Origin of the sequence: Psychroserpens luteus, from assembly GCF_015319355.1 — a bacterium.
In the GTDB taxonomy this organism is placed as follows: Bacteria; Bacteroidota; Bacteroidia; order Flavobacteriales; family Flavobacteriaceae; genus Psychroserpens; species Psychroserpens luteus.
Genome location: NZ_JADILU010000016.1, coordinates 1 through 12,350, shown reverse-complemented (window position 1 = coordinate 12,350; position 12,350 = coordinate 1). Strand labels below are relative to the sequence as shown.

Annotated in this window: 14 protein-coding genes; all 14 read left to right on the top strand. The window is 30.5% G+C overall.

Features of this window, described 5'->3' with window-relative positions; translation table 11 throughout:
- The first annotated feature begins 229 nt into the window (after positions 1-229).
- Positions 230-802 carry a DUF7010 family protein gene (locus IM744_RS20370; protein ID WP_194510016.1) on the top strand — a complete coding sequence of 191 codons (573 nt, stop codon included), beginning with the start codon at positions 230-232 and terminating at the stop codon, positions 800-802.
- Between the two features lie 137 nt (positions 803-939).
- Positions 940-1,686 carry a hypothetical protein gene (locus IM744_RS20365; protein WP_194510015.1) on the top strand — a complete coding sequence of 249 codons (747 nt, stop codon included), beginning with the start codon at positions 940-942 and terminating at the stop codon, positions 1,684-1,686.
- Positions 1,687-1,840: 154 nt separating this feature from the next.
- On the top strand, positions 1,841-2,395 hold the full coding sequence (locus IM744_RS20360) for a hypothetical protein (RefSeq protein WP_194510014.1): 555 nt from the start codon (positions 1,841-1,843) through the stop codon (positions 2,393-2,395).
- A gap of 165 nt (positions 2,396-2,560) precedes the next feature.
- Complete coding sequence (locus IM744_RS20355) at positions 2,561-2,905, top strand: hypothetical protein (protein WP_020897390.1); 345 nt, start codon at positions 2,561-2,563, stop codon at positions 2,903-2,905.
- Positions 2,902-3,243 carry a hypothetical protein gene (locus IM744_RS20350; RefSeq protein ID WP_020897389.1) on the top strand — a complete coding sequence of 114 codons (342 nt, stop codon included), beginning with the start codon at positions 2,902-2,904 and terminating at the stop codon, positions 3,241-3,243. The genes IM744_RS20355 and IM744_RS20350 overlap by 4 nt, the downstream gene beginning before the upstream one ends.
- 168 nt (positions 3,244-3,411) lie before the next feature.
- Positions 3,412-3,867 carry a DUF5063 domain-containing protein gene (locus IM744_RS20345; protein WP_194510013.1) on the top strand — a complete coding sequence of 152 codons (456 nt, stop codon included), beginning with the start codon at positions 3,412-3,414 and terminating at the stop codon, positions 3,865-3,867.
- A gap of 438 nt (positions 3,868-4,305) precedes the next feature.
- Positions 4,306-4,875, top strand: coding sequence for a hypothetical protein (locus tag IM744_RS20340; RefSeq protein WP_194510012.1), 570 nt, complete (start codon positions 4,306-4,308; stop codon positions 4,873-4,875).
- A gap of 163 nt (positions 4,876-5,038) precedes the next feature.
- On the top strand, positions 5,039-5,566 hold the full coding sequence (locus IM744_RS20335) for a hypothetical protein (RefSeq protein ID WP_194510011.1): 528 nt from the start codon (positions 5,039-5,041) through the stop codon (positions 5,564-5,566).
- A 432-nt stretch (positions 5,567-5,998) separates the two neighbouring features.
- Positions 5,999-6,679 (top strand): ATP-binding cassette domain-containing protein, encoded by a 681-nt coding sequence (locus IM744_RS20330; RefSeq protein WP_194510010.1) that lies wholly within the window; start codon positions 5,999-6,001, stop codon positions 6,677-6,679.
- Between the two features lie 134 nt (positions 6,680-6,813).
- Complete coding sequence (locus IM744_RS20325) at positions 6,814-7,359, top strand: HNH endonuclease (protein ID WP_194510009.1); 546 nt, start codon at positions 6,814-6,816, stop codon at positions 7,357-7,359.
- 159 nt (positions 7,360-7,518) lie between these two features.
- Positions 7,519-8,826 carry a serine/threonine protein kinase gene (locus IM744_RS20320; protein WP_194510008.1) on the top strand — a complete coding sequence of 436 codons (1,308 nt, stop codon included), beginning with the start codon at positions 7,519-7,521 and terminating at the stop codon, positions 8,824-8,826.
- Complete coding sequence (locus IM744_RS20315; RefSeq protein ID WP_194510007.1) at positions 8,827-9,525, top strand: PP2C family protein-serine/threonine phosphatase; 699 nt, start codon at positions 8,827-8,829, stop codon at positions 9,523-9,525.
- A 527-nt stretch (positions 9,526-10,052) separates the two neighbouring features.
- A complete protein-coding gene (locus tag IM744_RS20310) occupies positions 10,053-11,066 on the top strand; it encodes an alpha/beta hydrolase (protein ID WP_194510006.1) in 1,014 nt (337 codons plus the stop codon).
- A gap of 141 nt (positions 11,067-11,207) precedes the next feature.
- Positions 11,208-12,011 (top strand): hypothetical protein, encoded by an 804-nt coding sequence (locus IM744_RS20305; protein ID WP_194510005.1) that lies wholly within the window; start codon positions 11,208-11,210, stop codon positions 12,009-12,011.
- Positions 12,012-12,350 lie beyond the last annotated feature (339 nt).

The following is a 12,350-nucleotide window of genomic DNA, read 5'->3' as shown; positions in this document are numbered from 1 at the left end:
GTGTATAATTAATTGCTTGGTTCTTGCCTACTTGCGAATATTCCTGCGGAATATTCACAGGTTCGTAAATGTTTACTAACTTAGTTGCTAAACCACGCAACTAACCATACACAAAACCGTTATCTCTCATTAAATACAACTCGGATAAGCAAATCAACATTTCGGAAATTTATAATATTAAAATTCTACACAACTGTTTAACTTAGCCTTAAACCAACTTAAAAATATTATGAATAAACTTGATTTAAAAAAATTGAAATTAGAATTAGCTATTAACGCAAAAAGCGGAATTGATTTTATTATTTCAGCCTCTATTGTCTGGAGTGCTATTGCTTATATATGGACATTACCGAGAGAACCATATAGTAAAAGCATATTGACATTTTACGTTGGAATTACGATGCTACCTTTGGCTCTTCTATTATCAAAAATTCTCAAGACGAAATGGACAACAAAAACAAATCCTCTACAGCCATTAGGAATGTGGCTGAATTTAGCACAACTCTTTTATTTTCCTTTTTTGTTCTTTATTTTGAGAGATAATCCAGATTATTTTGTGATGACCTATGTAATAATAACAGGTGCACACTTTTTTCCTTATGCTTGGTTTTATGATGAAATCGGATACGCCATTTTTGCTGGAATTATTTCTATTGGAGCTTTAGTTGTTGCTATTAACGTAAATGTGGAGAAAATGTACTTCGTACCATTGTATATGGTCTTATGTCTACTATTCTTAACTGTTTGGCTAATTATATCTAATAAACGGAAAAAAACGAGAGATAACACCGTGTATAATTAATTGCTTTGGTCATTGCTTATTTGGAAAATTCCTTCGGAATTTTCTCGCGTTCGTTTTTGTTTACTAAATTAGTTGCTTAAACACGCAACTAACCATACACAAAACCGTTACCAACAAGCTAAACAAAAATCCTGCTAATGAACAAACTTTCCTCTGAAAACCTAAATCTTCTGCCAAACCCAAATGAATTACAAAAAATTTGCAAATCCATTTCTGCTTTGGAAGCTATTATCTGTCCTGAATGGGAATACAGATATTATTCTTACCAAAAAGGTTGGAGTGAAACAGAAGAATTTTGTGAAATGAGAAACGGACAAGGAGACCAAATGCTAATGGTTTTTAGCAAAAACGGAACTTGTATTAACGGATTTGCTCACGAAAGCGAAATGAATGGTTGGAAAAACATTCCAATTGAAGAAAAAAAATCTTTTGTCGAGAAAATATTTAGCTCAAAAAAAGAAACCAAAACGGAATTGACTCAAATAATTCCAAAAGGAGTTGTGGAAAATTTGCCAAAAGTATTTAATGACTTTATATACGGAGAGCCTGTGAAAAGTATTGGAACAACTTTTTGTATTTGGCAAACTGAATCAGATAATAATTGGAAAATAGGAGAAATCAATTTACCTAAAGACGATTACAAAGATGGTTCAAATGATTTACTTCAGTTATTGGATGGAAAACCGTTGACTTACAAAAATTGGGCGGAAGAATATTACGAGGAAAATTTTGAGGAACACGAACTCAATTTGGAACTTGTAGAAAAGATTTATAACGGAATTATAATAACAAAAGAATTGGTTCTAGAATTAAATCCAGAATTAGATGATTTTGAACAATTGCAATCGGATTTAAACGAAATCGGATATGAACATAAAATATAAAAGCCAGTTGGTAACACCGTGTATAATTAATTGCTAGGTTCTTCCCTACTTGTGAATATTCCTGCGGAATATTCACGGGTTCGTAAAAGTTTACTAATTTAGTTGCTAAACCACGCAACTAACCATACACAACAACGTTGGCAACAAGCTGAAAATGAAACTCAATAACAAACATATAATTGGAATATTATTCTTAATCTCAATTCTGACCTCTTGCAAGTCCGAAACGAAAAATGAATTGACCGAAAAAACATTTCCTGTAGTAATTGAGGAATATTCAAAAAGCAAATTTCATCATTCTGACACAACAACTTTAACTATCCGAAAAAATGACAGCATAAACTTTCACTTATTTGGACTTGAAAGTGATGGCGAATATGAAATAATTATGGACTTACCTTTCGAATTCAATCTGAACGATAGTTCCCAAATTCTGATTGACAAAATTCCTGTAAAACTGATTTCCGAAAAACAGTATTCTGATAAAAACAATCGATTGACTGTCAAGAAATATTATTACGACATCGAAAATCAGGCAGATGAAGAAGGAAAATTTTTTGTGATGGAAGACAGAATTATAGCTTTTAGTTCAGACGCTTGGAATTTGCAAAAATTTTATAAATATGAGAATTCGAAAATTACAGAATTACTAAAAAAAGATACAACTGATTTCTTTTATAGATTTAAAAACGACAGAATAATTGAATAAAAGCCAGTTGCCAACACCGTATAAAAATAATGCTTAGTTTAGTGCTTAATCAAGAGTCCGTGCACTTTTGTTACGTCTGATTTTCCTGCGGAAAATCCTCGCACACAAAACCGCACTATTCTTATACATAAACGTTGTAAATAATACCCAAACTGACCGCAAAAAATGAATTTAGACGAGTTAGCAAATAACATTAGGAAAATTTCAAAAGAAGATTCCATTCAAAAACTAGCTGATAATTTAGAAAGTTGGAAAACTGACGAAAGAAATGCGATTGAATTAGGAGAAAATATCGAACGTTTTCTTGGAAACACTTGGATTAATAAGCAAACGGACTTTGATAAAATTTATGGAATGTGGATTGAATTTAAAAAATCTGCAATTGATGGAATTGGTGGAATGACAATGAATGAAAGACTATATTGGTTCGGAACATTTGACTTATTCGACAACACAAAAACTGAATCCGAACGAGAAAAAATATATGGAAAATTAATGGCTGCAAAATGAAAGAAGAAATTAAATTGACTTTAGCGGCAGAACCATTTGCAAAATGTTTTGGAATTTTAATTCTGGAAAACGGAGATTATATGATTGAAATTGACCAATCAAAGATTCCGACTGACTTTCTCTCTCGGCTGAAAAAATGGTACGAAGATTATTATCCATATACTGGAATGAGTTTAAAAGAACTTGAGTCTAAACAACAACATACCGAAAAATTGGATAAAATCGGAATCGAATTATTAAACGAAATTTATGAAAATAGAATATTTAGCAATTTGAATATTGACAAATATATTTATTACAGCAGAGGAATTGACAAACCAATATTTGAACTGAATTGAAAAAAGTACTATTTACAACACCGTGTATAATTCATTGCTAGTTATAGCTTACTTACGAAAGTCCTCGCGGACTTTCTATCTGTGATTTATTTGCTAACTTTAGTGCTTAAACACGCAACGAAATCATACACAACAACGTTGTAACACATTTGACCAAATCAAGAAACATTGAGTAAATTAAAGAAATTAATAGATAGAATTATTGAATTTGGGACAAATGAAAAACTTGAATCCGAAAATAAAACGCTCGAAATTCAAAGACTGTTAGTTGGAATTTACGCTGAATATCTGAATGTAGAAACGGAATTTGACGAAACTGATTATGAAGAACCTTTACGTTTAGATTATGACGGAATTAGAAGTGTGGTAACTGAACATTTTCCAGATTTTGGTTGGTATCATTCTGCTTGGGAAAGTCATAAGATTAATGAAGATGCGGATTTAGTTACAGAAGATTCAATAGATGATTTGACCGACATAATAAAAGACTTAATTGAGGTTCAATGGAGATTGGAGAATAACAGCGAAAAAGATGGACTTTACCAATTTGAGTTTTTAATGAAACATCATTCTGAACAACATCTTGTGAATTTATTGAAATACTTAAAAGACAAGAACGAATAAAATGTTTCCAACCGACAGCGAATTTACGACCTTATATATTACATATTTTGTAATGTTTGTATTTCTACTTTTTGGTATTTTAAAGTCAAAAAATAAAGTGTTTTACAAATGGAATTTTTTAATTTTTGGAATTTATTTAGCTGTAATGATTTACATATTCTCAGATTCAGAAAATTTCAGATATGGGAATTCACTTGCTGTTTTATTCTATGGAGGAATATTTGTGCTTTTACACTTTATAATAATCGGAATTATAAAACTATATAAATCAGTAGTAAAAAAATAAAAACGTGTTACAACACCGTGTATAATTAATTGCTTGGTCACTGCCGACTTACGAACATTCCTGCGGAATATTCTATTTGTGATTTATTTGCTAAATTACGTGCTGAACCACGCAACTAACCATACACAACAACGTTGTAGCAAATACGCGAAATGAACAGAACATATTTTAAAACCATAGTTTTCGGAATTTTAATTCTGACCTTTACGAATTGTAAAGCGCAAACTGACGAAAAGCCAAATCCGAAAATCAACTCGGAAAATTACTATGAATATTATCAATCTGGCGGAACAAAATCGACCACGACGAATTGGTTGCGAAGACACGAAGCAGTTCCAATCATTATTGACGAATTGGAAAAACTTGGATTCAAAACCAAGCAATATATCCTTTACGAATTAGAAGACGGAGGACAAATAATACTTGACGTTTACAATCGTGAAAATGATTTAGGAATTGTTTTCAATACTGGACATTTTGCTTTTATAAAAAAAGAACAACGAAACACTCGGACTTACAAACAAGATAAATTTAAAATCTCTGGTAGTTTAGGAAAAAGAAAAGTTTATGAGGACTTACCTAAAAACATCATTGTTTTACAAGAAACTTGGTATTGGTATCAAACACAGAGCAGTTCGAATGACAAACTTGTGAATAAAAAAACAGCGGAATTTATTCTGCGAGAAGATATAAGAAAAAAAGTAGCGGAACTTGAAAAGTAAAAGTACTTGCTACAACACCGTGTATAATTAATTGCTAGGTTCTTCCCTACTTGCGAATATTCCTGCGGAATATTCACGGGTTCGTAAAAGTTTGCTAACTTAGTTGCTAAACCACGCAACTAACCATACACAAAACCGTTGTAGGTAATTTAAAACCAGCATTATGAACAAAATTTTAATTATAATATTTATCATTTTTGGACTTCAAACTGATTGGCTGAACGAAACTAAAAAATCGATATCTGAAACTGATGAAAACGCTGTTTTGATTGACTCTAAAGTAGTAGAAGAAAAAGAAGGGAAATCTACAACGACAGAATATAAAGCAGGAGAAAGCAAAAAAATAAAGGTAGAATTCACTCACACCGAATTAATGGATATTGAACTGAATTTCTACGAAAAAAACGGTTTTATAATAGGAGAAATAATTAGTGGAAAAGATGCTTTACTTTATAAAAGAAAACGTTTGGAAAATGAACCTTATGCAACATTAGTTGACTCAAGAACATATTTCAAAACGCAAACTGAAGGAATAAACTTTATCCGAAAAATGAATGTTTATGAAACGGACGAAATTGACGATGTTAGAAAGAAACTGAATAAATTGGAATTTGAAACCAAGAATTTAAATGGAGAAGATTATAAAAGATTAAAAGAAAAATTCGACCGAATTACAAAAAGTGAAAAATAAAAACTACCTACAACACCGTATAAAAATAATTGCGGTTTAGTGCTTAATCCAAAGGTTGTTGCGTGTTTGCTACGTCTGAATTTCCTTCGGAAATTCCTCGCACGCAAACCCGCAACTATTCTTATACATAAACGTTGTAAGTAATTTAAAAACAGCCACTTTGAGAATATTGAAAAACATACTTTTATTCCAAAAAAAGATATTCTTTATATCATATGCGATTTCAATATTAATTGGAATTTTGTTTGGTGGTCAACCAAAAATGATTGGTTTAAGTTTCTTATTGATTGCCCCTTTTACTCAATATTTCTTTTATGAGATAAAAAATAAAAATCAATACTACTATTACTATAATTTAGGAATTAGCAATGTTATGTTATGGATTTCAACATTTGTTATTGGATTAATTAATCTGTTGATTTTAATGATAATATGAGTAAACTTCATATAGATAGCGTAACAAAATCCTATAACAACAAAGTTATATTGAGCGATATTTTTATTTCTTGTAAAAAAGGAGAGATTAAAGGACTAATTGGACGAAATGGTTCTGGAAAATCTACGCTTCTGAAAATTGTTTTTGGAACTGAAAAACCAGAATCAAAATTTGTTAGAATTGGAAATAAAGTCATAAAAAATATATCTGATGGAAGAAATCTAATCAACTATTTACCTCAAGATAATTTCTTACCAAATAACATTTCGATAAAGTCATTAATAAATTTGTTCCTTGAAAAGGAAAACAGAAAAATAGTATTGGAAAACGAAAATGTAAAGCCATTACTGAATAAAAAGAATCAAGATTTATCAGGCGGAGAAAGAAGAATAATTGAAATCTTATTAATTATTCATTCAAATGCGGAATTTATTTTACTTGACGAGCCTTTTAACGGAGTTAGTCCAATTGTGAGAGATTATATTATAGAATACATTAAAAAAATGAAATCATCAAAAGGATATATTATAACTGACCACGACTATGAAAATGTAATAAATTTAGCGGATAAAATTGTTTACTTGCAAAACGGATATTTAAAAGAAATTAAAGATAAAAGTGAATTAGTAGAATTAGGATATATGACAAAAACTACTTACAACACCGTGTATAATTAATTGCTTTTTAGAGCCTACTTGCGAAAATTCCTGCGGAATTTTCACGGGTTCGTAAATGTTTACTAATTTAGTTGCTCAAACACGCAACTAACCATACACAAACACGTTACCCAACATTTGAAAAAACATCTAGAATGATACGAAATTATTGGAATGAACAATGGACAGAGATTGAATTTGATGACAATATTTCCGAAAATGAGAAGTTTAAAATATCAAATCACGGCAGAATTATAAACTGCAAAACTGAAACGGAATTCATTGTTAAAAAGTATTATATAAACGGCTACCAAAACTTGCCTTTAAAACAAAAAAAGAACGGAAAATTGACAAGTAGATATGTACACAAACTTGTTGCGGAACATTTTCTGGAAAAAAACAACGGAATCTGTGTTATTCACTTAAATTATGACAAAACCGACAATCGAATTGAAAATCTAAAATGGGCTACCAAAAGAGAAAAAGAACTTCATCAATTTAACAATCCAAATTGGGAAGGAATTGTTAAAAAAAGAAGTAAAAATATTGGTAAATTGAACGAAGGGAAAGTAAAAATTATTAAACGCCAATTAAAGAATAATAGAACTAGAATTAATTTGATTGCAAAACGTTTTGGAGTATCTGAAACGCAAATTCATAGAATAAAAACAGGTGAAAATTGGAGTTCTGTAGTCGATTAAAAAACGTTGGGTAACACCGTGTATAATTAATTGCTAGTTCACTGCCGACTTACGAACATTCCTGCGGAATATTCTATCTGTGATTTATTTGCTAAATTAGTTGCTTAACCACGCAACTAACCATACACAATCACGTTAGGTGCAATTAGGAAAAAACTCATGAAATACGACAAAATAGAGAAACTAGGACAAGGAGGATTTGGTAATGTTTATCATGTCAAAGATGAAAATGGAGCAGAAATGGCTTTAAAAACTTTTGACTTACATCCTTCAATGGTTAGCATTACAGAAATTGCAAAAAAAAGATTTATCAAAGAAGCCATTTACCAACAACAAATTGGACATCCTAACATAGTTGAAATTTATTCGATTTATCAAAATGAAGAGCCACCTTTTTTTACAATGGAATTGGCAGAAAGTTCTATGTTGAAAGACATGAATGATGGCACATTAGACAGTTCTAATTATTTAAAGTGTATTTATGATATAATGGCAGGACTTGAGGAAATGCACAAATTAGGAATGTATCATAGAGATTTGAAGCCTGGAAATGTATTAAGGTTTTCGTATGGATATGCAATTAGTGATTTTGGACTTATTTCCCTGAACAAAACCGGAATTACAACTCTGACTAAAACAGGAATGTCTAAAACATCCGATTTGTATACCGCACCTGAAATAACTCAAGATTTAAAGTTTGCTAGTATACAATCAGATATTTTTTCATTAGGATGTATTTTACACGATTTTGTTGGTAACTCTCAAAGAATTCCATGTAATGAAATATCAGACTCGTCAAAATTTGGCAATCTTTTACAAAGTGCTACAAGAATGGATCCATCGAGAAGATTTTCTTCTGTAGCAAGTTTTAGAGAAGCGTTAAACTCTATCACCTCTACAATAGAAGATGCTAAAACTGAAGTAGCAGAAATAGTTCTTGAGACTCTCAATAAACCATCTACAGATTTTGATGAAAATGATGTATCAAAACTATCAGACTTTTTAAGTTCTGGTGTAGTTGAGGATGAAAAAGACATAATCATGTCTTCTATAAAACTGAATCATATAAAAGAAATTTTAAAATATCCTCATTTATCTACTTACATAGCAAAATCATATTTTAACTTTGTACGAAATGGTAATTTTCCTTGGGACTTTTGTGACACATTAAAAAATAGAGTTACTGAATTTATGGAAATTGGTACTGTCGATATTTTATCCGAAGGTATTTTCGCATTGCTTTACATGGGAACTAAACATAATAGATGGTATGTTCAAAGAGCTGCAGCGAGTTACTTAAAGAATGATATTGATTCTACTTTACTGAAAAGAATTGAGATGGAGATAATTGTTGATGGAAGTAAATTTTGCAGTGCTTTTAAGCATCTTTTATATTCTATTGATGAAAAATCAAAAAATTTCAATTCAGACTTTCAAGAAATTTATAAAAAAGTTTGCTCTAAATAAATGAAATATTTTCAATACACCAACATTGGACCAAGAAGTAAGAATGAAGATTCATTATATGCTGGGATTCATTTTAATTCAGTTTTTGCTTTCATAGCTGATGGCGTAGGTGGTTTACCTCATGGAGATATAGCAAGTAAATATGTTATAAATGAATTCAAAAAAAATATAGAGGCGGATAAAAAATTAAGTTTTAAAAACCTCTTAATTAACACTAATTCAGGTATTGAACATTTAGCCACAAAAGAATTAAATGTTGATTTCATTGGAACAACTTTTTCTGGCTTGTATGCAAATCAAAAAAAAATAAAAGGAATTCATATTGGTGACAGCAGAGTAATATTAATAAGAAATGAAAGAATAAGTGAGCTTACAGTTTCTCACAACGAAGCTGGACGCTTATTAAGAGAAAATAAGATAAATAAAAAGGAAAGTGAGAATTATAATAGAAAAAACATTCTTGAAAATGTATTAGGTAGTAAAAAATATTTTGATTTTATGGAATTCAACATTGATTCTAAATCAAATGATCGAATTATAATTAGCACAGATGGATTTCATGAGAGTATTACCGATGAAATTATTTTAAGAATTTCTAATAAATACAAATCAATTGATAAAGTTTATAGAGGACTTACTATCGAAATTGAAAATAGAATACTGAAAGACAATACATCATTTATTTTAATCGAATTATAATTTAACTGCACCTAACAACGTATATAATTTATTGCTAGTTCTAGCCTACTTACGAAAATCCTCGCGGATTTTCTATTCGGTTTTTATTTGCTAAATTAGGTGCTTAAACCACGCAACAAACCATATACAAACACGTTGTAAACAATTGCTCCCAAAAGATTGCGCTAATTATTTACTCATTAAAACTCTAGTTTTTAAACCTAATAATTACGTCGGATTTCATCCAAAAATGGAAAACAAAATATCCGATTTTGTTAAATATTACGGAGTATAAATATAAAAATATCCGACTGACCAAACCCATGCGCAACTGTTGCGTCGGATTTTCCCTCAATCGGCAAATTAAAACGCAATTAAAACGTTTTTACTCAAATCTGTCGCAACTGATTTACAACACAGTATAAAAATAATGCTTAAATTAGTCCTGAAACTAAAGACTGTGCTTTTTTTGCTAGCTTCTGATTTTCCTACGGAAAATCCCAGCAACCAAAAACGCACTATCCTTATACCAAACGTTGCCAATAATTATGAAAAACCTACTGCTAATAACATTATTACTACTTTCAAATCTGATTTTTAGCCAAAATGGATATTATAGCAATGAAAAGGAAATTGAGAATATTGAGTACTACAGCAATGAGGAAATCATAACCGAAATTGATAACGAAATCAAAATTTTCGGAACTCTTTTAAAACCACAAACCGATTTTGACAAAATTCTTGTACTGATTTCCGGAACTGGACAAATTTCTCAAAATGCTCACAACTATCTGACTGAATATCTTCTCGAAAATAATATTGCAGTTTTTAGATTTGACAAAAGAGGAGTCGGAAAGTCCACAGGAACATATGACGACCGAGCAGAAACCTACACGAACGATTTTGTTAGAATTTTCAATCAATTAAAAACACTCAAGTCAGTTCAAAATAAAGCGATTGGATTTCTCGGACATAGCCTTGGCGGAATTGTTTCTATTCAAGCATTTGAACAAGATATAAAACCAGACTTTTTAATTCAATGGTCTACACCAATTGGAAAACCACGTGAATTGATAAAATATCAGATTAATAATGGAATTAAAAACTACGATAATCTAATTATTGGAAAGACAGATAAAGACCAAATCAAAACTTTGGATTACATATTTGAATTAATTGACCAAAATCCCGAATTGAGTACTTGGGAATTGTGGAAAATAGCACGTAAAGAATCTAAAAACTTTGGAATTAATAAAAAGGCATATGCGAATTATCTTCAACCACACAAAGTTGCGGAGGCGAGAATGGATAATACAAAAAACTACAAAGACATTGTATTCCCAACTTTAGTGATTATAGGCGAAAAAGATATTTTAGTTGACCCAAAACAAAGCAAAACTGCATTAGATAATATTGAAAATCCGAATATAGAATTCAAATTAATTAGTGGACTAAATCACTTTATGACTAAAAGTGGAATTGACTGGAAAACGAACGAAATTTATAATGTCGATTTAGATTTTAAAGAGTACATAGTGAATTGGATTAATAATATAAAATAACTATTGGCAACAACGTGTATAATTCATTGCTAGTTATAGCCTACTTACGAAAGTCCTCGCGGACTTTCTATCTCTGATTTATTTGCTAACTTTAGTGTTTAAAAACGCAACGAAATCATACACAAACACGTTGCCCACAATTTGAAAAAACTGCTAACCATAACATTTTTAAGTCTTATTTTAACTTCTTGCTGGAATTTAGAAGAAGATAAATTGATTGCGGAATTTAAAGCAAAAGAAAGTTACCGAATTTGGAAAACCGAAAAATCTTTGACGAAAAAGGATTCTGTTTATTACCAGAGAAAGTCATTTAAAAGTTACGATTCCAAAAATCGGTTGATTAACATTAGTAACTTTGAGTTTTACTATTACAATGACAACGAAAATCGGATTGAAAAGACCAAATCAATCTACAAAAGAGAAGGAAAAGGAACAGCCAAAATCGACACGCAAAGTTATGTTTACGATAAAAATGGATTATTAAAGTACATTATTGAGAAACGTGAAAAAATTGACACAATAAAATCGTTCAAATACGATTCGGAGAAAAACCTTATTGAAACTAAAACCAATTATCGGACAATAAATCGAGTTTTAGAAAATGGGCTTTTAAAAAAGAAAACATTGAAAGAAGGTGGTGTTGAATCAAGGGTTTCGGAGTTTGATTATGACTCACTCGAAAGACCAATTATTGAACATTGGGTATTTAGTGGGAATCACAGAATGAAAACACGATTTGATTACTATGATAGCGGAAAACTTTTTAGAGAAACTGATAGCACGTTTGTTCAGGGAACTAATCCAAATGAACAAATTGAATCTAGGACTGAATATAAATATGATAAAAACGATTCAGTTGTTGAAATAATAAAATTAGGTAGAGTTTTAGGCGAATCTGATTTTAAAGTACGTGAAAAAAAAATAATTGAATGGAAAAAAGAATAAAAACTGTGGGCAACACCGTGTATAATTAATTGCTTTGGTCGTTGCTTATTTGGAAAATTCCTTCGGAATTTTCTCGCGTTCGTTTTTGTTTACTAAATTAGTTGCTGAAACACGCAACTAACCATACACAAACACGTTGCCAGTAATACTGACCCGTCCTGAATAAAGGCTACATAATTTTAAACATTATGTACAAAAATGACAAAGTAATTAAACGTTACAGCGAACCTTTTAAATTAAAAATCTTAGCTGAACTTACAACAGGAAAACACACAAAGAGTGAACTTTGTAAACTCTACTCTATTGCACCTACAACAGTAAACGTGTGGATTAAAAAAT